18 protein-coding genes are annotated in these 21,293 nt (G+C 71.3%); 13 read left to right on the top strand and 5 right to left on the bottom strand.

What is annotated here, in order from left to right; all coding sequences use genetic code 11:
- Window positions 1-22: 22 nt before the first annotated feature.
- A complete protein-coding gene (locus CP973_RS36710; protein ID WP_425282057.1) occupies window positions 23-1,441 on the top strand; it encodes a glycosyltransferase in 1,419 nt (472 codons plus the stop codon).
- Window positions 1,434-1,931 (top strand): type III secretion system chaperone family protein, encoded by a 498-nt coding sequence (locus CP973_RS36705; protein ID WP_150248591.1) that lies wholly within the window; start codon window positions 1,434-1,436, stop codon window positions 1,929-1,931. The genes CP973_RS36710 and CP973_RS36705 overlap by 8 nt, the downstream gene beginning before the upstream one ends.
- A 113-nt stretch (window positions 1,932-2,044) precedes the next feature.
- Here the strand turns inward: CP973_RS36705 and CP973_RS36700 are convergent, their stop codons facing one another.
- Window positions 2,045-3,148 (bottom strand): alpha/beta hydrolase family protein, encoded by a 1,104-nt coding sequence (locus CP973_RS36700; RefSeq protein ID WP_244410213.1) that lies wholly within the window; start codon window positions 3,146-3,148, stop codon window positions 2,045-2,047.
- Window positions 3,149-3,478: 330 nt separating this feature from the next.
- On the opposite strand from CP973_RS36700, the gene CP973_RS36695 reads away from it, so the two are divergent.
- Window positions 3,479-4,240: a phosphoglyceromutase gene (locus CP973_RS36695; RefSeq protein ID WP_150248588.1), complete on the top strand. Its 762-nt coding sequence runs from the start codon at window positions 3,479-3,481 to the stop codon at window positions 4,238-4,240.
- A 238-nt stretch (window positions 4,241-4,478) separates the two neighbouring features.
- Entirely contained in the window at window positions 4,479-6,326 is a 1,848-nt protein-coding gene (gene asnB, locus CP973_RS36690; RefSeq protein ID WP_150248585.1) for an asparagine synthase (glutamine-hydrolyzing), read from the top strand.
- A gap of 441 nt (window positions 6,327-6,767) precedes the next feature.
- Here the strand turns inward: asnB and phoU are convergent, their stop codons facing one another.
- Window positions 6,768-7,445 (bottom strand): phosphate signaling complex protein PhoU, encoded by a 678-nt coding sequence (phoU, locus tag CP973_RS36685; protein WP_003981264.1) that lies wholly within the window; start codon window positions 7,443-7,445, stop codon window positions 6,768-6,770.
- A gap of 235 nt (window positions 7,446-7,680) precedes the next feature.
- On the opposite strand from phoU, the gene phoR reads away from it, so the two are divergent.
- Window positions 7,681-8,985: a two-component system sensor histidine kinase PhoR gene (phoR, locus tag CP973_RS36680; RefSeq protein WP_150248582.1), complete on the top strand. Its 1,305-nt coding sequence runs from the start codon at window positions 7,681-7,683 to the stop codon at window positions 8,983-8,985.
- 5 nt (window positions 8,986-8,990) lie between these two features.
- Window positions 8,991-9,662, top strand: a complete 672-nt coding sequence (phoP, locus tag CP973_RS36675) for a two-component system response regulator PhoP (RefSeq protein WP_466118394.1) — start codon at window positions 8,991-8,993, stop codon at window positions 9,660-9,662.
- A 245-nt stretch (window positions 9,663-9,907) separates the two neighbouring features.
- Here phoP and CP973_RS36670 read toward each other — a convergent pair whose 3' ends face one another.
- Window positions 9,908-10,570, bottom strand: a complete 663-nt coding sequence (locus CP973_RS36670; RefSeq protein ID WP_150248575.1) for a copper chaperone PCu(A)C domain-containing protein — start codon at window positions 10,568-10,570, stop codon at window positions 9,908-9,910.
- A gap of 746 nt (window positions 10,571-11,316) precedes the next feature.
- On the opposite strand from CP973_RS36670, the gene CP973_RS36660 reads away from it, so the two are divergent.
- The 7 genes from CP973_RS36660 (at window position 11,317) to CP973_RS36630 (ending at window position 19,347) form a co-directional block, all read left to right on the top strand.
- Window positions 11,317-11,799, top strand: a complete 483-nt coding sequence (locus CP973_RS36660) for a CarD family transcriptional regulator (RefSeq protein WP_003953493.1) — start codon at window positions 11,317-11,319, stop codon at window positions 11,797-11,799.
- Window positions 11,800-12,310: 511 nt separating this feature from the next.
- A complete protein-coding gene (ispD, locus tag CP973_RS36655) occupies window positions 12,311-13,096 on the top strand; it encodes a 2-C-methyl-D-erythritol 4-phosphate cytidylyltransferase (protein ID WP_150248572.1) in 786 nt (261 codons plus the stop codon).
- The gene (gene ispF, locus CP973_RS36650) at window positions 13,089-13,589 is read left to right on the top strand and encodes a 2-C-methyl-D-erythritol 2,4-cyclodiphosphate synthase (protein ID WP_150250784.1); all 501 of its coding nucleotides are present in this window, start codon (window positions 13,089-13,091) and stop codon (window positions 13,587-13,589) included. Before ispD ends, ispF begins: the two co-directional genes overlap by 8 nt.
- A gap of 491 nt (window positions 13,590-14,080) precedes the next feature.
- Window positions 14,081-14,485 carry a PPOX class F420-dependent oxidoreductase gene (locus CP973_RS36645; protein ID WP_150248568.1) on the top strand — a complete coding sequence of 135 codons (405 nt, stop codon included), beginning with the start codon at window positions 14,081-14,083 and terminating at the stop codon, window positions 14,483-14,485.
- 105 nt (window positions 14,486-14,590) lie between these two features.
- Complete coding sequence (cysS, locus tag CP973_RS36640; protein WP_150248565.1) at window positions 14,591-15,985, top strand: cysteine--tRNA ligase; 1,395 nt, start codon at window positions 14,591-14,593, stop codon at window positions 15,983-15,985.
- 229 nt (window positions 15,986-16,214) lie between these two features.
- Window positions 16,215-17,168: a 23S rRNA (guanosine(2251)-2'-O)-methyltransferase RlmB gene (rlmB, locus tag CP973_RS36635; RefSeq protein ID WP_150248562.1), complete on the top strand. Its 954-nt coding sequence runs from the start codon at window positions 16,215-16,217 to the stop codon at window positions 17,166-17,168.
- 535 nt (window positions 17,169-17,703) lie between these two features.
- Window positions 17,704-19,347, top strand: a complete 1,644-nt coding sequence (locus CP973_RS36630) for a DoxX family protein (protein WP_167538581.1) — start codon at window positions 17,704-17,706, stop codon at window positions 19,345-19,347.
- 358 nt (window positions 19,348-19,705) lie between these two features.
- Here the strand turns inward: CP973_RS36630 and CP973_RS36625 are convergent, their stop codons facing one another.
- Complete coding sequence (locus CP973_RS36625) at window positions 19,706-20,431, bottom strand: nucleotidyltransferase family protein (RefSeq protein WP_150248559.1); 726 nt, start codon at window positions 20,429-20,431, stop codon at window positions 19,706-19,708.
- Window positions 20,432-20,461: 30 nt separating this feature from the next.
- On the bottom strand, window positions 20,462-20,881 hold the full coding sequence (locus tag CP973_RS36620) for a hypothetical protein (RefSeq protein WP_030372937.1): 420 nt from the start codon (window positions 20,879-20,881) through the stop codon (window positions 20,462-20,464).
- Window positions 20,882-21,293: the final 412 nt, after the last annotated feature.

Below are 21,293 nucleotides of genomic sequence, written 5' to 3'. Positions count from 1 at the left end.
ACCGGCTAGGAGGTAGCCCGCAGTGAGCCAATACGTGTCCAGGCTCCGCAGCCGTCCCTACGGTCCGTTCCCGGGCCGTTCCGGGCTGCGGCTGCCCGGAACGGCCCGCCGCCCCCGCCGGGTCGCCATGCTGAGCGTGCACACCTCCCCGCTGCACCAGCCGGGCACCGGCGACGCCGGCGGCATGAACGTCTACATCGTCGAGCTGGCCAGGAAGCTCGCCTCCCTCAACATCGAGGTGGAGATCTTCACCCGCGCCACCACCGGCACGCTCCCGCCCGCCGTCGAGCTGGCCCCCGGCGTCCTCGTACGGCACGTCGACGCCGGCCCGTACGAAGGCCTGGCCAAGGAGGAGCTGCCGGCCCAGCTCTGCGCCTTCACCCACGGCGTGATGCAGGCGTGGGCGGGCCACCGCCCCGGCTACTACGACCTGGTGCACTCCCACTACTGGCTCTCCGGCCACGTCGGCTGGCTCGCCGCCGAACGCTGGGGCGTCCCGCTCGTCCACGCCATGCACACCATGGCCAAGGTCAAGAACGCCGCGCTGGCCGCCGGCGACACCCCCGAACCCGCCGCGCGCGTCATCGGCGAGACCCAGATCGTGCGCGCCGCCGACCGGCTCATCGCCAACACGGACGAGGAAGCCGGGGAGCTGATGCACCACTACGAGGCCGAGCGGAGCAAGGTGGCCGTGGTGCATCCGGGGGTGAACCTGGACCGGTTCCGCCCCGCGGACGGGGGCACCCCCGGCGCCGACGTCTCCGCCGCCCCCGACACCGCCGCCCTCGACACCTCCGCTTCCCGCGCCGCCGCCCGCGCCCGCCTCGGCCTCCCCCAGGACGCCCTGATCCCGCTCTTCGCCGGCCGCATCCAGCCGCTGAAGGCCCCCGACATCCTGCTGCGCGCCGTCGCCGTCCTGCTGGACGAGGACCCGTCGCTGCGGTCGCGCCTGGTCGTCCCGGTGGTCGGCGGCCCCAGCGGCAGCGGCCTGGCCAAGCCCGAGGGCCTGCAGAAGCTGGCCGCCCGGCTCGGCATCACCGACGTCGTGCTCTTCCGCCCGCCGGTCGGGCAGGAGCAGCTCGCCGACTGGTACCGCGCCGCGTCCGTCCTGGTCATGCCGTCCTACAGCGAATCGTTCGGCCTGGTCGCGATCGAGGCCCAGGCGTGCGGCACACCGGTCGTCGCGGCCGCCGTCGGCGGTCTGCCGGTGGCCGTGCGCGACGGCGTCAGCGGGTTCCTGATATCCGGCCACGACCCGGCCGACTACGCCCGCGCCCTCGGCCGCTTCGCCCGGGACACCTCCCTGGCCGGCCGGATGGGCGGGGCCGCCGCCCGGCACGCCCGGTCCTTCGGCTGGGACACCGCCGCCGCCGCGACCGCCGAGGTGTACACCGCCGCGATGCAGGAGCGGCGCCGTCACCTACGATCTCCCCATGGCTGACGACGCGGCACGACAGGTGATCGAGGCGGCTCTCGACGACGCCGGCCTGACGTGGGAATCGCCCACCGACGGCACGTACGTGGTGACCCTGCCCGGCACCCGCAAGCTCTCCACGACCTGCTCCCTGATCGTCGGCAAGCACTCCCTGTCCGTCAACGCCTTCGTCGTCCGCCGCCCGGACGAGAACCACGAGGCCGTGCACCGCTGGCTCCTGGAGCGCAACACCCGCCTGTACGGCGTGAGTTACGCGATCGACAAGCTCGGTGACGTCTACCTCGTCGGCAAACTCCCGCTCACGGCCGTCACCGCGGACGAACTCGACCGCATCCTCGGCACGGTCCTGGAGAACGCCGACGGCAGCTTCAACACCCTCCTGGAGATGGGCTTCGCCTCCGCCATCCGCAAGGAGTACGAGTGGCGGGTGGCGCGAGGGGAGTCGACGCGCAACCTGGAGGCGTTCAGCCACCTGACGCAGCGCCCGTCGGACTGAGGGGCCGCAGCTCCGTCTACCCCTCCGTCTCCGCGTGGACATCCCTGCACGAAGACCGCCATACGGACTTCACCGTACGAACATACGGACTTCGCCGTACGAACATACGGACTTCACCGTACGAACCGGACCTCCGGGAACCGGGCCGACGGCCCGTCCAGCAACCCACCGTCGCACCCCCGCAGCCACCGGTCGAAGAACGCCGTCACATACGCCCGCTGCGCGGCCACCGAACGGTCCGGCGCGACCGTACCCACCAGCTTCTCGACGGTCTCGCGCGGCAGCACACCCGCCCCGGCCAGCTGCGGCACCAGCGACTGCGCGTCCGTGAAGCTCGCGTGCGCGGCACCGGTCAGGGTGAGATCCCGGTGCCACCCCGAACTGTGCTCCCAGACCGCCTTCCAGGAGGCGACCGTGTGGTGGTCGTCGCCCTCCTTGCCCATCAGGAGCAGCGGGCGGTCCAGCCCGTCCGTACCGACCGTGGACGGATTGGCGGGATCGTCATCACGCTGCGTATACCCCATCACGCCGTCCATGTTCACCGCCGCCTTGATCCGGCGGTCGTCGTGCATGGCCTGCGCCGCCGTGAACCCACCACCGGACTGCCCGAACATCCCCACCGCCCGCAGGTCCAGCGCGCCCCGCAGCCCGCGCGGAAGCGCCGCGGGCCGCGCCAGCTCGTCCAGGACGAACCGCGTGTCGGCCACCCGCACCGCCGTCAGCTTCTTCAGCAGCGCGACGACCTGCTCGGGCCGCTGCGCCTTCCCGGCCTCCTCCGGCATACGGGTACGGGCCACCCGCCCGTCCGGAAACTGCACCCCAGGAGCCTCGTACGTGTGGTCAACGCTGACGACGACGTAACCCCGCGAGGCCAGCTCGTCCGCGAGCGTGCTGCCCAGCGAGCGCGGGTCCCCCGCCCCCGGCGAGTAGAGCACCACCGGGAACCCCCGCCCGGCATGCCGTGCGACCGGCGCGCCGAGGTGCGCGTGCGTAAGAGTGGCGCCCCAGTCGGCCAGACCCTTCGCGATGTCCCCCGAGAAGTTGCTCCACTCCTCGAACGCCGCCGCCTCACCCGGCAGCATCTGAGGCGCGAGCGGACATCCGCCGGCCTCACGGGCCGGATGGCGCACACTCACCATCAACTCCCGGTACCGGCGCTCGGCCACCCAGGGGTCGCGCCGGCCGCCGTCCACCAGGTGCAGAGAGGCGATCCCCACCTGATACGGCCCCGTCGGCGCGGGCAACACCATCCGGACCGGCCCCGAGCCCCGCGGGCGACGCCCGCGCCCGCCCTCCGTCCCCCTGGCCGCCGGGGCCGTGAGCGCGAGAGCCCCCACCGCCCCCAGCCCCGCCAGCACACAGGCACGTCGCGTGTACACCGTCATTCTGCAGCTCCCCGTCCCCGCCACAGGTCCATGGCATGTACCCGTCCCCGACACGTACTCGCCCCGGCATGTACCCGTCCCCGGCATGCACCCGCCCCGTACGTGGCCCTTCACAGTGGGCCGCGGCGATCCCATGGCCGGATGTCGATTACGCTCGAAGGCATGGCCGACGCACCGTACAAGCTGATTCTCCTTCGCCACGGCGAGAGCGAGTGGAACGCGAAGAACCTGTTCACCGGCTGGGTGGACGTCAATCTCAACGAGAAGGGCGAGAAGGAGGCGGTCCGCGGCGGTGAGCTGCTCAAGGACGCCGGCCTGCTCCCCGACGTCGTGCACACCTCCGTCCAGAAGCGCGCCATCCGCACCGCGCAGCTGGCCCTGGAGGCCGCCGACCGCCACTGGATCCCGGTCCACCGCAGCTGGCGCCTGAACGAGCGCCACTACGGTGCGCTCCAGGGCAAGGACAAGGCGCAGACCCTGGCCGAGTTCGGCGAGGAGCAGTTCATGCTCTGGCGCCGCTCGTACGACACCCCGCCGCCCCCGCTGGCCGACGACGCCGAGTTCTCCCAGATCGACGACCCGCGCTACGCGATCATCCCCAGCGAGCTGCGCCCGCGCACCGAGTGCCTCAAGGACGTCGTCGTGCGCATGCTGCCGTACTGGTACGACAGCATCGTCCCCGACCTGGCCGCCGGCCGCACCGTCCTGGTCGCCGCCCACGGCAACTCGCTCCGCGCCCTGGTCAAGCACCTCGACGGAATCTCCGACGCCGACATCGCCGGCCTCAACATCCCCACCGGCATCCCGCTCTCCTACGAGCTCGACGCCGACTTCCACCCGGTCAACCCGGGCGGCACCTACCTCGACCCGGAGGCCGCCAAGGCCGCCATCGAGGCCGTGAAGAACCAGGGCAAGAAGAAGTAAGCATCGCGATCAGGCCCCTCATCCGCACGTTCGGTGCGGATGAGGGGCCGTCGTTTCTTTCGGGCCGTCCGCGGGCCTGCCGCGACGTGCGCCGGAGGTGGCCGCCGCCGGGCCCTTCCCCCAACCATGATCGGGAACGCTCCACGGAGCCTTACCGGTCACTGTAAAGAAATCCCTAAAAGATCCGCGGGACGATCCGGCCGTTGGCATTTCAACCGACGACGACGGGAGCGCCGAGATGTGCGGAATCTCTGGGTGGCTCGCGTTCGACCACGACCTGACCAAAGAGCAGGCGACGGTGGACGCGATGACCGGGACCATGGCCTACCGGGGCCCCGACGCCGGAGGGACCTGGGTGGACCGGCACGTGGCACTCGGCCACCGCCGGCTGGCGGTGATCGACATCGAGGGCGGCACGCAGCCGATGCGTGTCGACACCCCCAACGGCCCGGTGGTCATCACCTACAGCGGCGAGGTCTACAACTTCACGGAACTGCGTGAGGAGCTGCGTCGCCACGGACACCGCTTCCGGACGGCCAGCGACACCGAGGTCGTGCTGCGCGGTTACCTGGAGTGGGGCGAGGCGCTGGCCGACCGGCTCAACGGTATGTACGCCTTCGCGGTCTGGGACTCCCGCCACGAGAAACTCGTCATGATCCGCGACCGGATGGGCATCAAGCCCTTCTACTTCCAGCCCACCGCCGACGGCGTGCTCTTCGGCTCGGAGCCCAAGGCCATCCTGGCCCACCCGATGTTCAAGCGGGTGATCGACGCCGACGGCCTGTTCGAGCTGCTGAGCGTGTGCAAGACGCCTGGGCACGCGATCTGGGCCGACATGCGTGAGGTCCGGCCGGGCAGCCTCGTGGTGGTCGACCGGGCCGGAGTGCGCGAGCGGACGTACTGGAAGCTGGCGACCCAGGAGCACACCGACGACCGGGACACCACGGTCGCCACGATCCGTGACCTGCTCGAAGACATCGTGCGGCGCCAACTCGTCGCGGACGTGCCGCAATGCGTGCTGCTCTCGGGCGGACTGGACTCCAGCTCGATCACGGCGCTGGCCGCGCGGGAGCTGGCCGCGCACGGCGACAAGGTGCGCAGCTTCTCCGTCGACTTCACCGGCCTGGCCGACAACTTCCGGCCCGACAGCATGCGGGCCACCCCGGACTCGCCGTACGTGCACGACGTGGCCGACCACGTCGGCTCGCTGCACCAGGACGTCGTGCTGCCCTACACCGCGCTCACCGATCTCGATGCGCGCAGAGCGGTCATAGCCGCGAAGGACTTCCCCAGCGGCCTCGCCGACGTGGACGTATCGCTGTACGTGCTGTTCAAGGCGATCCGCGAGCACTCCACGGTCGCGCTCTCCGGCGAGTCGGCCGACGAGCTCTTCGGGGGTTACCCGTGGTTCCAGGACCCGGTGGCGCAGCGCGCCGGCATCTACCCGTGGATGGTCCCCGTCATGTCCGCGTGGTCCAGGGCGAGCGTGGGGGGAGGGCTCAACCCGGACCTGCTGACCACCAGTGACCTGATGACGTACCTCAGGGACCGGTACAGCGAGGCGGTTGCCGACGTCGAGATGCTGCCCGGGGAGGACGAGCACGAACGGCGCATGCGTGTCATGAGCCACCTGCATCTCACCCGGTTCCTCCAGGTGCTGCTCGACCGCAAGGACCGGATGAGCATGGCGGTCGGCCTGGAGGTCCGGGTGCCGTACTGCGACCACCGGCTGGTGGAGTACGTCTACAACACCCCGTGGTCGATGAAGAGCTTCGACGGCAGGGAGAAGAGCCTGCTTCGCGCAGCCGCCGGCGATCTGCTCCCGCAGTCGGTGGTGGACCGGCTGAAGAGCCCCTACCCGTCCACCCAGGACGCACGCTACGCGGGCGGGCTGCAGCAGATGGGCAGGCAGCTGCTCTCCGAGGCGGACCACCCGGTCTTCCAGCTCGTCACCCGCTCAACGATCGACGAGATGGTGAAGCTGGACCCGGCCAAGATGCCGGACGCCGTACGCGAGCAGCTCGACCGGACGATCGACATCGCCACCTGGCTGGACATGTACCAGCCGGATATCCGGGTGTCCTGACCGCTTGGTGCCGGAGGCGATGACGGGCGCCGCGGCAGCCTCTGTCCGGCCGCCGGCTCCCCGCTCAGCAGAAAGGCCCCGCTCGTCACACACCGTCGAGCGGGGCCCGTAACGCCCAACCGCGATCACACCCCGAACGCCCGCCGGAACGTTCGGGCGACCGCTGCTGGTCAGTCGGCCGTGGGTGCCTCCGGGGTCACCCGCACCCGCCCCCGCACTGGCACGGGCCGCCGGACTGGCAGCCGCAGGAGCAGCCGGGGCCGCAGCCGCAGTTGGACAGCCGGGGGTCGGGGGTGGAGGAGCGCGTCATGGTGTGCCTCCTTGGGAAGAGGGGCATTGTTTGTCGTCCGCTTCCATTGGAGGCCCGCTCGCCGAGGCGCATCAACGGCGCGCGGTGGCACGGCGCGCCGTCGAACGGCATCCGGGCGGCGGTGGGCGCCGCTACGCGCCCTCCACCGGTGCCGGCGCGGCGATCTCGTCCGCGTGCTCGCCGGTGACCAGGTAGACGACGCGCTTGGCGACCGACACCGCGTGGTCGGCGAACCGCTCGTAGTAGCGGCCGAGCAGCGTCACGTCCACGGCCGTCTCGATGCCGTGCTTCCAGCGGTCGTCCATCAGGTGCTGGAAGAGGGTGCGGTGGAGGAGGTCCATCGCGTCGTCGTCCTGCTCCAGCTGGAGCGCCAGGTCGACGTCCTTGGTGATGATGACCTCGCCGGCCTTGGCCATCAGGCGCTGGGCGAGCTGGCCCATCTCCAGGATCGTGGCGTGCAGGTCCCGCGGTACGGCGCGCTCCGGGAACCGCAGCCGGGCGAGCTTGGCCACGTGCTGGGCCAGGTCGCCGGAGCGTTCCAGGTCGGCGCTCATGCGCAGGGAGGTGACGACGATGCGCAGGTCGGTGGCGACCGGCTGCTGGCGGGCGAGGAGGGCTATCGCGCGCGCCTCCAGGTCCCGCTGGAGATCGTCGACCTTCTCGTCGGCGGCGATGACGGCCTCGGCCAGCTTCAGGTCCGCGTCGAGTATCGCCGTGGTGGCGCGCCCGATCGCGGAGCCGACGAGCCTGGCCATCTCGACGAGGCCCTCGCCGATCGAATCCAGCTCCTCGTGGTACGCGTCCCGCATCAGTGACCTTCTCTCGGTTCGGGGGGTGACGTTTCGCTCGGGATGGTGATCTGGTGTTCGGGGTGGTGACGTGGGGGCCGGGACCCCCACGCTCCCACGTTCCGGGCCAAACGCGACCGGTTCTGCCATCCGGAGTGAACCGGCGCCGACACCAAGGTGAACTCTGGGCGACGTATGTTCGATCAGGCCCTCGAACGGCTGGGGAAGTGTCACAGCCGACGCATAACCTGGAGCCATGAACGTGGACGCGGCCGTCGCCGCAGTGGCAGCGATCGCCGGCTTGTGCACCGGCGTCTTCGCCATGCTGGCGTTCCGCTGGAGCGAGCGGGAACAGGCCAAGCCCACCCGTACCTCCTTGCACACCGACGCGGTGCTGCCGCCCGGTGTGGACACGGTCCTGTCCGTGCTGCGCTCCTCGGCCGTCGTCCTGGACGAGGCCGACGCCGTCGTCAAGGCCAGCTCGGCCGCGTACGCCCTCGGGCTCGTACGCGGCGGCAAGCTGGCCGTCGAGCCGATGCTCCAGATGGCCCGCGAGACCCGCCGCGACGGGGAGATACGCCAGATCGAGCTGGACCTGCCGCGCCGGGGCACGGGCCGGGGCGGCGACGCCCTGGCGGTCTCCGCGCGGGTCGCGCCCCTCGGCTCGCGGCTGGTGCTGCTCCTGGTCGAGGACCTGACCGAGGCCCGCCGCATAGAAGCGGTCCGCCGCGACTTCGTCGCCAACGTCAGCCACGAGCTCAAGACCCCGGTCGGCGCGCTGTCGCTGCTGTCCGAGGCGGTCATGGACGCGAGCGACGACCCGGAGGCCGTCGAGCGTTTCGCGGGGCGGATGCAGAACGAGGCCACCCGGCTGACCAACCTCGTGCAAGAGCTGATCGACCTCTCCCGGGTGCAGAACGACGACCCGCTGGAGGACGCCGAGCCGGTACGCGTGGACGAGCTGGTCGCCGAGGCGATCGACCGCTGCCGCCAGCAGGCGGGCACGAAGCAGATCACCATGGCCGCCGCCAGCACCGCCGACCTGCACGTCTGGGGCAACCGCGGCCAGCTCGCCGCCGCCCTCGGCAACCTTGTCGAGAACGCCGTCAACTACTCGCCGGCCCGTACCCGGGTCGGTATCGCGGGCCGCCGCGTCCAGGCGCACGGCGGCGGGGGCAGCTCCCAGGCTCTCGGCACCGGGGGCCTCATCGAGATCTCGGTGACCGACCAGGGCATCGGGATATCGGAGAAGGACCGCGACCGTATCTTCGAGCGGTTCTACCGCGTGGACCCGGCGCGCTCGCGCGCCACCGGCGGGACCGGCCTCGGCCTCGCCATCGTCAAGCATGTGGCCGCCTCGCACGGCGGGGAGGTCACCGTATGGAGCGCTGAGGGACAGGGCTCCACCTTCACCCTGCGTCTTCCGGAGGCCGGCGCCGTGCGCGACCGTGCGCGTACCGCCTCCGACCCGTCGGCGGAAGGCCTCGACGACGAGGACCGCCCGTACGAGACCTTCAACGATCCGCTCCCTGCTCACCCCGCCCCGGAGGTCCTTCCGTGACCCGAGTGCTCGTCGTCGAGGACGAGGAATCGTTCAGTGACGCCCTGTCGTACATGCTCCGCAAGGAGGGCTTCGAGGTCGCCGTGGCGGCCACCGGCCCCGACGGCCTGGACGAGTTCGAGCGCAACGGCGCCGACCTGGTCCTGCTGGACCTGATGCTGCCGGGCCTGCCCGGTACCGAGGTCTGCCGTCAGCTGCGCGGCCGCTCCAACGTCCCGGTCATCATGGTGACCGCGAAGGACAGCGAGATCGACAAGGTGGTCGGTCTGGAGATAGGAGCCGACGACTACGTCACCAAGCCCTTCTCCACCCGGGAGCTGGTGGCCCGGATCCGCGCGGTGCTGCGCCGCCGCGGCGAGCCGGAGGAGGTCGCCCCGCAGGCCCTGGAGGCCGGTCCGGTACGGATGGACGTGGACCGCCACGTCGTCACGGTCTCCGGCGGCAAGGTGGACCTGCCCCTGAAGGAGTTCGACCTCCTGGAGATGCTGCTGCGCAACGCGGGCCGGGTGCTGACCCGTATGCAGCTGATCGACCGCGTATGGGGCGCCGACTACGTGGGCGACACCAAGACGCTGGACGTCCACGTGAAGCGCCTGCGGGCCAAGATCGAGCCGGACCCGGGCGCGCCGCGGTACCTGGTCACGGTCCGCGGGCTGGGGTACAAGTTCGAGCCGTAAGAGGCGGCGGGAGATGGTGGGAGGCGGTGGGAGGAGGGATCCGACGGGGTACCGAGCCCCCTCGCCTGCCACCGGGCAACGGAAATGCCCGCCGCGTCCGTACGTGAATTCACGTACGGACGGATGGACGTACGTACAGCCATACGAGCGCCGTGCGGCCCCGGAACCCCGGGGCCGCACGGCGCTCGCGGTCGTCCTGCGGGTGGCGGCTGTGCGCCGCCACCGGCGTCGGCGGCCTCCCGGCCTCAGCGGCCCTCGGGCGACTGCGGCGTGCCGTTGCCGCCGGGCGTGGCGCTGCCGCTGGGAGAGTTGCTCGGGGTGGCCGCGCCGGACGGGCTGCCGGACGGCGAGGCGGGGCTGCCGGACGGGCGGGCCGAACCGGACGGCGTCGGCATCTCGCTCGGGCCGAAGTCCTTGAAGTAGCTCTTGGCCGGGACGACGAAGGCCCGCAGGGAGACCTTCCCGGCGTCGCTGAAGGCGAAGGTCACGGACTGCGCGTCACCGTTCTTCACGGACTCGCGGCCGCTGTTCAGCACGGCGGAGGCGTTGTTCTTGCCGCCGATGACGATCGAGCCGCCGGCCGGGACCACGATCGGCCCGGAGCCCTTGGCGGGCGCCAGCTTGGCTTCCTTGTTCGTACCGTTGACCTTGATGGACTCCAGCGTCTGGTCCTTGCTGCCGTTGTTGAACACCGTCGCGGTCACCACGGCCGGGCCCTGGGCCTTCGGGTCGGGCTGGGTGACGACGGAGGCGTTCTGGATCATGATGTCGCCGACGCTGGTCGCGGCGTTGTCCGGCTTGACCTGGAGCGTCTGGGCGTCGTTCCCGGCTCCGCACGCGGAGAGCGTGGCGATCGAGAGCGTGAGAACGGTGGCGGCGAGGACGCCGCGTCGAAGGCTGCGGCTCACGGCGGCGGCATCTCCTTGGACGAACTACGGCGGCCGAACTTCGAGCCCGGTCGCGGGGGCGGCTGGGCGGCCCGTGCGCGGCCGCCGTGTCGACGTCCGCGTAAAGCCGCCCTAAGGGTGTGTCAGCGCCGCTAGGTTACCGAGCCGCCCCCGGGCCGCCGCACCCGACCCGCCCCCAGGACGATCACACCCTCGTCACATCCCTCCACAGCACGCCACGGACGCCCTCCGCCGGGCGTCCGAATGGCGCGGACCGCCCGCCACCGGGAAGTTTCCGGCCCGCCCCGCGGAAGGCTCCGGTGAGCTCCTAGAAGAAACCCGAATATGGGGCAAGGGGCCGTTCGGGTGAAGCCCGCCGGTTTCCCCGGAGGTAAATCGGCATTCGCAGGGAATGCGAGGGCTTCCCGGAATTGATCACGTACGGCGGCCGGTGCCCGATGATCAATTCACGATTCGGCGGACACCCGTCCTCCGGAACCGAACGGAGTAGCGGAACTACGGCATCCGGATCCCGGCAAAACGGGACGTACGGGCATCCCGCCGGACCTCTTCCGGGGTGTGACGTACGTGTTTCAAGCCGCGCGCGAAGCGCCTCCGACCTGCGAATTCCTGCACCCGGAGGGCCGCCGAAGCACGTTCCGGGCGTTGTTGTCAAGCCCCGAGATATGCCCTGACCTGCGAAAACGCCATTCAGAACAGCTCGTTCCCGTGTTAGCATGGATAGCCACGGAAGGGGTACCTGTCACATGACGTTCAAGGTTGGCGACACCGTGGTCTATCCCCATCACGGGGCCGCGCTGATCGAGGCCATCGAAACTCGCCAGATCAAAGGCGTGGACAAGACCTACTTGGTGCTGAAGGTCGCCCAGGGCGATCTGACTGTTCGTGTACCAGCGGACAATGCGGAGTTCGTCGGCGTACGCGATGTGGTCGGCCAGGACGGGCTGGACCGGGTCTTCGAGGTGCTGCGCGCACCGTATGCCGAAGAGCCGACGAACTGGTCCCGTCGTTACAAGGCAAATCTGGAGAAGCTCGCTTCGGGTGACGTGATCAAGGTCGCCGAGGTGGTGCGTGACCTGTGGCGTCGTGAGCGGGAGCGCGGCCTGTCCGCCGGTGAGAAGCGGATGCTCGCCAAGGCGCGCCAGATCCTGGTGAGCGAACTCGCCCTCGCGGAGAACACCAACGAGGACAAGGCCGAGGCCCTGCTCGACGAGGTCCTCGCGTCCTGACGACGTAAGAATGCCGCGGTGCCCGAGTGGCGGCCGACTCCGGCTCGGAGCGGTCAGTTGCCGGGCGCTGCGGCATATCTGCCTGCGCCGTTCTGCCTGTGTCCGCATTGTGGTCCGCGTCTGCGTGCTGCCCGCTTCACCGCGGGAAGACCGCACTCCGCCGTACTCCGGGAAGACCGCACCCAGGGAAGCCCGCACCACGGGGACCGCATGCGGCGCACCGCGAAGGCCGCGGCAACCGCGCAGAGCCGCGGAAACCGCACAGAACGGTGCACCACTACCGCACTCTGTGATCGTTACCCGTGGTGATCGCCCCCGTGTTCGTCCCGACAAGATCCGCCGTCTCGCCGGCTTATGGCGTGCCGGGCCCGGGCAGCTGTCCCGACCGGTCGTCACGGAAGGGTCCGGATCGGGGCGTCGCGCCCGGCACACTGCGGCCATACCCATGTCGGCTCAGGAAACAAACCTGTCTGCGCTAATTCCGGGGTCTCCCCGGGCTTCGGAGCGACCGATGTCAGACGTATCCCCAGATTCCGCCGGTCACACCGGCGCACCCCGGCTGCGTACCGCAGCGGTGATCCCCGCTGCCGGACGCGGCGTACGGCTGGGCCCGGGCGCCCCCAAGGCGCTGCGAGCGCTGGGCGGCACGCCCATGCTCGTGCACGCCGTACGCGCCATGGCCGCCTCCCGCGCCGTCTCCCTCGTCGTGGTCGTCGCCCCGCCGGACGGCGCCACCGAGGTACGCAACCTGCTGGACCAGTACCCGATCTCCGAACGCACCGACCTGAAGGTCGTGCCCGGCGGCGAGACCCGCCAGGAGTCCGTGCGCCGCGGCCTGGAGGCGCTGCCCGACACCATCGACGTGGTGCTGGTGCACGACGCGGCCCGGCCGCTGGTCCCCGCCGACACGGTCGACTCGGTGATCGCCGCCGTACGGGACGGCGCCCCCGCCGTCGTACCGGCGCTGCCGCTCGCCGACACCGTCAAGCAGGTCGAACCGCGCACCGGGGAGCGCAGCGGCGAGCCGGAGCCCGTGGTGGGCACGCTGGAGCGGGCCCGGCTGCGCGCCGTGCAGACCCCGCAGGGCTTCGACCGGGCGACCCTGGTCAAGGCCCACGAGACCGTCGCCCTCCAGGGTGATGGCGCGACCGACGACGCCGGCATGGTCGAACAGCTCGGCGCGCCCGTCGTGGTGGTGCCCGGCCACGAAGAAGCGTTCAAGGTGACCCGGCCGCTGGACCTGGTGCTCGCCGAAGCCGTACTCGCCCGCAGGAGGGCCACCGATGGTTATGTATGAGCCGCAGCGGGTGCCGCTGGTTGGCATCGGCACCGATGTGCACGCCTTCGAGAAGGGGCGCGAACTGTGGGTCGCCGGGCTCCTCTGGGACGACGCGGCGAGCGACGGCTACGGCCTGGCCGGGCACAGCGACGGCGACGTGGTCGCACACGCCGCCTGTGACGCGCTCTTCTCGGCCGCCGGTGTCGGCGACCTCGGCGCCCACTTCGGCACCAGCCGCCCGGAGTACGCCGGCGCCTCCGGCGTGACGCTGCTGTCCGAGGCGGCCCGCATCGTACGGACCGAGGGCTTTGTGATCGGCAACATCGCGGTGCAGGTCATCGGCGTACGCCCGAAGATCGGCAAGCGGCGCGCCGAGGCCCAGAAGGTCCTCTCGGAGGCGGCCGGCGCGCCGGTCTCGGTCTCCGGCACGACCTCGGACGGCCTGGGCCTGACGGGCCGCGCGGAAGGGCTGGCGGCAGTGGCCACGGCCCTGCTGGTGCCGGGGATCTAGGGGGTTGGCGGGCCGGCGGGCCGGCAGGCTAGCGGACTAGCGGGCTAGGGATGGGGGAACGGGGGGACAGGCCCCGGCGGGACTCGGGGGCAGGACCCGGCGCGGGGGTAGGAACCGGGGCGCCGACCGGCGCGGATTATCGGCTGAGCGCGGGCGTATGAGCCGGGCGCGGCGTACAAGGCGGGCGCGGGCGCAAGAGGCGTCTCGTTCAGCCGCCGCGCGCGGGCGCGCGCCCCGGCGCCGAGGGGCGAATACCGGTCAGGTGGCACGGGAATGCCGCGCGGGGGAGGGGAGTTGGGCAGAGTCGGGAGCGCGGCGGCAGTACGGATCCGTCCGTACCCAGCACTCCGCAGTCCGCAGTCCGCAGCCCGCCTCCGGCCCCCCGTACTCCGAACCCCGCAGCCCGTCGCCGATCGCCCGATCGCATGATCGCCCGTCTGATCGTCCGGTCGCCCGATCGCCCGATCGCCCGCCCGCAGGAAGGACTCACCATGGCAGTCGCCCTGTCCGACGCCCTCAAGACCGTCCTCGACGGCCCGGTCTTCGTGACCCTCGCGACCATCCAGCCCGACGGCAGCCCCCAGGCGTCCCCGGTCTGGGTCAAGCGGGACGGTGACGATCTGCTGGTCTCCACGACCGTCGGGCGCCGCAAGGAGCGCAACCTGCGCCGCGACCCGCGCGTGACGGCCCTCGTGCTCCCGTTCGACGCGCCGTACACGTACGCCGAGATGCGCGGTACGGCCACCCTGAGCCTCGACGAGGAGCGGCGGCTGATCGACGAGCTGTCGTACAAGTACACCGGCAAGCCGTACGACGAGTTCAACCCCGGCGCGCCGGACGACTCCCCGCGTGTCATCGTCCGGATCACTCCGCGCAAGGTGATCGCCCGATTCTGACGCCGCGGTGACCACACGCGTCGTGCCGAGGGGAAATATCACGCTTCTGTGACCGAGTGCCCCAGGGGTCGCGGGGCACTGTCCGGTTCGGACTACCCTTGACGCGTGACTATTCGCCTGTACGACACCAGCGCCCGGCAGACTCGTGATTTCACCCCGCTCACGCCGGGCTGTGTCTCGATCTACCTGTGCGGCGCGACCGTGCAGGCCGCCCCGCACATCGGACACATCCGGTCGGGGCTGAACTTCGACATCATGCGCCGCTGGTTCCTGTACCGCGGCTACGACGTGACGTTCATCCGCAACGTGACGGACATCGACGACAAGATCATCACGAAGGCCGCCGACCAGGGCCGCCCGTGGTGGGCCATCGGCTACGAGAACGAGGTCGCCTTCAACACGGCCTACGACACGCTCGGCTGCCTGCGCCCCACCTACGAGCCGCGCGCGACCGGTCACGTCCCCGAGATGATCGAAATGATGCGGGGCCTGATCGAGCGCGGTCACGCCTACGCGGCGGACGGCAACGTCTACTTCGACGTGCGCTCCTTTCCGGACTACCTGGAGCTGTCCAACCAGGAGCTGGACAACCTGCTCCAGCCCTCCGGCGAGGGCGAGACCGGCAAGCGCGACCCGCGCGACTTCGCCATGTGGAAGGCGGCGAAGCCGGGCGAGCCGAGCTGGGAGACCCCGTGGGGCCGCGGCCGCCCCGGCTGGCACCTGGAGTGCTCGGCGATGGCGCACAAGTACCTGGGCAGCGCCTTCGACATCCACGGCGGCGGCGTCGACCTGGTCTTCCCGCACCACGAGAACGAGATCGCGCAGGCCAAGGCGTACGGCGACGACTTCGCCGGCTACTGGTGCCACAACGCCTGGGTGACCATGAGCGGCGAGAAGATGTCCAAGTCCCTGGGCAACTCGGTGCTGGTCTCGGAGATGGTCAAGCGCTGGCGCCCGATCGTGCTGCGCTACTACCTGGGCACCCCGCACTACCGCTCGATGATCGAGTACAGCGAGGAGGCGCTGCGCGAGGCCGAGTCCGCGTTCGCGCGGATCGAGGGCTTCGTCCAGCGTGTGGTGGAGAAGGCCGGCCCGGTCGAGCCCGCCGCCGAGGTGCCGCCGGCCTTCGCCGAGGCGATGGACGACGACCTCGGCGTCCCGCAGGCGCTGGCCATCGTGCACACCACCGTCCGGCAGGGGAACTCCGCGCTGACCGCCGACGACAAGGAATCGGCCGTCGCGCGCCTGGCCGAGGTCCGCGCCATGCTCGGCGTGCTGGGCCTGGACCCGCTGGACGAGCACTGGTCGGGCGGCGGCACGGACCGCGGCGAGGACCTGCACGGCGTCGTCGACTCGCTCGTCCGGCTGGTCCTGGAGCAGCGCCAGGCGGCCCGCGCCCGTAAGGACTACGCGACCGCCGACGCCATCCGCGACCAGCTCCAGCAGTCCGGCCTGGCCATCGAGGACACCCCTTCGGGCCCCCGCTGGTCACTGTCCTGAGGCGTCGGCCGAGGCAGGCCCGCACGGCAACCGGTCGGTAGCGGCTCGCGCCGCACCGGCCGGTTGGCCGTACCGGCCGCCTACAGGCGACACTTCTTGCAGACACGCATCGGGCGCACAGCGCATCCGCGCACAGCACACCCGCGCCCGGCGCACCAGACACACATCCGTACGTACGTATCCACTCCACGTCGCGAGACGTCGAGAGCAGTGAAGAGACAGGTGACCCATGGCCGGCAACAGCCAGCGCAGGAACCGCCGCACGTCCAACAAGAAGGGCATGCAGGTCGGCAGCGGCGGCCAGCGGCGCCGGGGCCTGGAAGGCAAGGGCCCGACCCCGCCCGCGTCCGCGCGCAAGGGACATGTGAAGAACCGCATCGCCAACGCCAAGGCCAAGCAGGCGGCCAACCGGCGCCCGGCCCCGCGCCGCGGCGGCGCCAAGGGCACCTCGGAGCTGGTCGTCGGCCGTAACCCGGTCTTCGAGGCGCTGCGCGACGGCGTGCCCGCGACGACGCTGTACGTGCAGCAGTTCATCGACAACGACGAGCGGGTGCGCGAGGCGCTGCAGCTCGCCACCGACCGCGGCGTCAACCTGATGGAGGCGCCGCGCCCCGAACTCGACCGGATGACCAACGGGCTCAACCACCAGGGCCTCGTCCTCCAGGTGCCGCCCTACGAGTACGCGCACCCCGAGGACCTGGCGGCCGCCGCCTTCGACGACGGCGAGGACCCGCTGATCGTCGCGCTGGACGGCGTCACCGACCCGCGCAACCTCGGCGCCGTGGTGCGCTCCGTCGCCGCGTTCGGCGGGCACGGCGTGGTCGTGCCGGAGCGGCGCGCCGCCGGTATGACGGCGGGCGCGTGGAAGACCTCGGCGGGCACCGCGGCCCGTACGCCGGTCGCGCGCGCCACGAACCTGACGCGCGCCCTGGAGGCCTACCAGAAGGCGGGCATGACCGTCGTGGGCCTCGCGGCGGACGGCGAGATGGAGCTCCAGGACCTGGAGGCGCTGGACGGCCCGGTCGTCATCGTCGTCGGCAGCGAGGGCAAGGGCCTGTCGCGGCTGGTCGGCGAGACCTGTGACGTACGCGTACGCATCCCGATGCCGGGCGCCGCCGAGTCGCTGAACGCGGGTGTCGCGGCGGGCGTGGTCCTGTGGGAGGCGGCGCGACGGCGCGCGTGAGGTGGTGAGGGCGCGTGGGCGGGGCTGACGGGCCGGCCTGACGGGCTGGGCTGACGGGCTGGGCTGACGGGCTGGGCTGACGGGCTGGGCTGACGGGCTGGCCTGACGGGCTGGCCTGACGGGCTGGCCTGACGGGCTGGCCTGACGGGCTGGGACCTGTGCCCCGACCTGTCGCGCCTCGGCCTCGGCTCTGCCCTGGGGCCTTGGCTCCTTGGCCCTTGGCCCTTGGCCCCTTGGCCCTCTGGCCTTGGCCTCTTGGCCCCTTGGCCCTCGGTCTGGCCTTGGCCGCACGTCCACTCCCCGTACGTATATCCCTGTACGTACATCCCCGTACGTACGTCCTCGTACGTGAGTCCGAACCGTCACCCGGAAGGCTGTTCGGCGCTGGTGTGCGCCGGAGTCCGTACGGCAGGGGCCTCCCCGCGGTCACGCGGAGGCCGCCCGCGCGACCGCCGGTGATCCGCTCTCCCCTTGACGGGCCTCGGACAGATCGACGCGGTCAAAGCAGTGTCTTAAACGCGGGTCACTCGGTTAGATGAGCGTGGACACCAGAACACCCCGCACACCTACGGGGGGACGCTCGCCGGGCTTCGATGACGAGCCGGTGCTGAGCTCGGTCAAGGTGCCGTGCGATCCCGCGCAGGTCATCGTCAATCACGCCAGCTTCCGTGTGCAGCTCGCCGCGCCCGCCGCCACCAGCAGCGCCATGGCCGACACCGCGCGCATCCCCGTGGTCCGGGAGCCGGTCGTGGGCAGACGCCGCGCGCCCGTGGTGTGGAGCGGCCGTACCGAGCCGGGCGGCACGACCGCGGCCACCAGCCAACTCCTGCACGCCGTACGGAATTCCGGCCGCACCACCGCCGCCGAGCGGGGCGAGGACGCCGGCACCACGACCCAGGTGCTGCCCAGGGTCCGGCTCGACGAGGAGCAGCCCGCCGCGGGCACCGGCGGCCCGTCCTCGACCGTGGTCGGCCAGCGCGGCCCCGTGGACGCGGACACCACCCTGCTGGAGGGCGTACGCCCGACCACGGGCGCCTACGACCACTACGAGGACGAGCCGCCGTACGCCGACGACGACACCACCGCGTACGAACGCCACGGTGACGGGCCCAAGCGGCGCGGTGAGACGGTCCGCCACGCCTACTACCCCGGCCACCGGATGAACCTCGGCGTCGTCCTGCTGCCGCTGCGCATCTTCCTCGGCCTGATCAGCGTGTACGCGGGCATGGGCAAGCTCTGCGACCCCGTCTACTTCGACGGCGGCGAGCGCGGCTCGATGGTCAAGTGGCTCCAGTCGCTGCACCCGTGGACGCTGGTGGCGCCACTGCGCGACTTCGCGCTCTCGCACCCGGTGGGGGCCGGCCTGACCGTGGCCTTCCTCCAGGTCGTGGTCGGCGTACTGACCATGTGCGGACTGTGGCAGCGGGTCGCCGCGTCGTTCGGCGCGCTGCTGTCCGCGACGCTCCTGATGACGGTGAGCTGGCGCACCGTACCGGTCTACGACGCGCCGGACATCATCTACCTCGCCGCCTGGAGCCCGCTGATCATCGCGGGCGCGCCGGTCTACTCGGTGGACGCCAGGCTGGCCGGGGAGGCGTGGCGGCGGCTCGGCCCACGGGTCGAGCTGTGGGACCTGCGGCGCCGGGTACTGCGCCGCGGCGCAGTTTTGACGGCTGTCGTCGCCGGTCTCACGCTGCTGGCAGGGTCGCTGCTGGGCGGTGCCGTACGGTCCGCCACGGTGCCGTCCGTACCGAAGCCCGGCGAGCCCGCCACGAACAACCTGCCCGGCTCACCGCTGCCCCAGCAGTCCCAGGGCGGCGGCTCGAAGGCGCAGCACGGCCCCGGACACACCGGCAAGACGCCGAAGCACCCCGGGAAGCCGTCGGCGGGCGCCTCGCGCAAGGCGGGCTCCCCGAAGTCCAAGGCCCCGTCGGCCTCGGCACCCGGCACGGCACGGGCCACCGGCAGCGTCACCGGATCGGCACAGCAGCCCGGCCGTACGCCCAACGGCACGCCGCCGCGACAGTCCGTACCGACACGGGCCCCGGCGACGACCCCCCAGGCGCCCTCCGTCGGCGGCACCGCCGGTGGGGCCAACGGAGGCACGAGCGAGGGTGGTTCGACCAGCTCCAGCACCGGCAGGGGGCGAGGCAGCACGCTGGGCGGGCTGCTGGGGTAGAGCGGGCCTGGGGCGCTGTGCGGCGCCTTACGGGAGCCAGGCCTTAACCGAACTGCACGTGACGAACCGCCTCCATGGCAATGGCTATGGGGGCGGATCGTTGTGCTGCGGGGGCGCGCGCTGTAGGGCCCGCAGGGGGCGTGCTGTAGGGCAGAGGTCCCTGGGGGCCGGGGAAGCGCACCTGCCTGGCGCGGGGCCAGGCGTACGGCGGCGCGGGGCCAGGCTTACGGCGGCGCAGGCATAGCTGTACGGCTGTACGTACACGAGCCGGCAGAGATGGGGCATCCGTACTCGACACCGACACCGACACCGACACCGACACCGACACCGGAACCGGCACCGGCACCCGAGCAGGCGCTCAGCACCCCTGCGCGCCCAACTCCTTGGCCGCCTCGGTCAGGTCCTTGGCCGTGTCGATGGCCCGCCAGTACGCCCCGTGCGGCAGTGGGAAGCCCGCCAGCCGCCGTTCGCGGGCCAGGCGGGGGAACGTGGTGCGCTCATGGTCCCCGCGCGCGGGCAGCAGCCCGGTGAAGGCGGCGGAGAAGACGTACACACCAGCGTTGATCAGGTAGGGGGAGGGCGGCGCCTCGATGAAGTCGAGGACATGGCCGAACTCGTCGGTTTCCACGACGCCCCAGGGGATGCGCGGCCGGGCCAGCGCGAGGGTGGCGTCCGCGCCGCGCTCATGGTGGAAGTCCGCCATCTCGCGCAGGGAGAAGCGGGTCCAGATGTCGCCGTTGGTCGCGTACCAGGGCTCTTCCGGGCGGGGCAGCGAGGCGGCGGCGTACTTCAGACCGCCACCGCGACCGAGCGGCTCGGTCTCGACAACGGTCGTCACACTCAGGGGAAGTTGTGCCTGGGACAGCCAGTCCTGGAGCACTTCGGCCAAGTGGCCGCAGGAGACGACCGCGTCCGTGACGCCCTCGGAGGCCAGCCAGGCGAGCTGGTGGCCGATGATCGGGGTCCCGGTGCCGGGGATCTCGACCATCGGCTTGGGACGGTCGTCGGTGTACGGGCGAAGTCGCGAACCCTGGCCTCCGGCCAGGACCACGGCCTGCGTGGGGTGCGGGTACGGGGCTGTCATGGTTCGCACCCTATGCGGTGCGAGCCGGGGTCACTGGACAGAGGCGACGCCGGTGGCGAACGACGTATCGCAGACCGGCCGGGACCAGGCCTGCGCACGGTGCGTGGCACCGCCGTACTTGGCGACCGCGGCACGGCCCAGGGCGCGCGCGATGGCCATGCAGTGCTTGGCCAGCGAGGGCCGCTTGGTGGTCTCCTCCTGGAGGTGGGTCAGGGCGACGCCGGGGTTCTTGTCCTGGAGTTCCACCAGGAGCCGGTCGCGGAGCACGTCCTGTGGCGCCCGGGAACCGGCCTTGGTGGAGGCGTTCTCGGAGGACGCGGTCAGCATCTGCGAGTCCGTCCCGGGCGACGCCCACGGAACGCGGGTGACAGCGAGCGTCCCGGACAGGACGAGGACGACGGGAAGGACGAGGGCGAGGGTTCGGCCGATACGGCGGGCTGCGGAGTTCACGGGGCGATGGTAGCGAGTAGTGATGATTTGGCGACATTTAGTCACCGAATCGAGCGATATTTTCGCTCTCGGAAGGTGCGCGGTGTTGACGTACAGGCTCGAAATGACGGCTGTGCCGGGGTATTTGTCGACAAGGGGGGCAAGGGCGGGCCGCGCTCCGGACGCGAAACGGCGGTGGCGGCCCCGAAGGGCCGACACCGCCGTGTGAATCGCTGTGAGGCACTGCTCGGACGCTGGATTCCAGGCGTCGGCATTCGGGTGCTGGGGAGGGGGCGGACACCGGCTTCCCGTTGCGGAATGCCGGGCGCTGATCCCTGCCGGCCGACCGCTCACCTACCCACCTGCTCGGCCACTCGGCGGGAGCTGAGCCTCAGCGACCGCGGCTCAGCCGATCAGCGACATTGTCCAGCCG

It is taken from the genome of Streptomyces albofaciens JCM 4342 (assembly GCF_008634025.1).
Classification (GTDB): Bacteria; Actinomycetota; Actinomycetes; order Streptomycetales; family Streptomycetaceae; genus Streptomyces; species Streptomyces albofaciens.
The sequence above is the reverse complement of the archived record's forward strand: the minus strand, read 5'-3'. Positions and strand labels throughout refer to the sequence as shown.